Source organism: Vibrio sp. 2134-1 (assembly GCF_033339495.1).
Map to the genome: position 1 here is coordinate 1 of NZ_JAWOUS010000931.1, position 523 is coordinate 523.

A 523-nucleotide genomic window follows, 5' to 3' on the forward strand; every position below is an offset into this window, starting at 1 on the left:
TGATGACGACGTTGTTTCAGCGCCGTTTCGACCATGCCTTTACCAATAATAGGTAACGGACTCGCTGTTGAGCTAATCACGATGTCCGCTCTTGCGAGGTGGTCTGGGATTTCGTTCAGGCTGATTACTTCTGCACCAAACTGCTCAGCTAACCCTTGAGCACGCTCTTTGGTGCGGTTTGCGACTATCATTTTTGTGCAGCCGTTCGACGCTAAGTGCTTCGCGACCAGTTCGATGGTTTCACCTGCCCCGACGAGTAAGACTGTCGAGTCAGATAACGATTCGAAAATGTGTTTTGCTAATGTACATGCGGCGTAAGCCACCGACACAGCATTGCCACCGATATCAGTTTCCGTACGAACTCGTTTTGCAACAGAAAACGTTTTTTGGAACAGCTTATCAATCGACGAGTCTACAGCTTGATGATCACGTGAATCAGAAAATGCTTGTTTCACTTGACCTAAGATCTGCGGCTCACCAAGTACCAGTGAATCAAGGCCACACGAGACGCGCATCAAGTGTT

The 523-nt window shown here is 48.4% G+C and carries 1 protein-coding gene; it reads right to left on the reverse strand.

Features of this window, described 5'->3' with window-relative positions; genetic code table 11:
* On the reverse strand, window positions 1-523 hold a 523-nt coding region (gene hemA, locus R7R78_RS29325), incomplete at both ends, for a glutamyl-tRNA reductase (protein ID WP_225474991.1).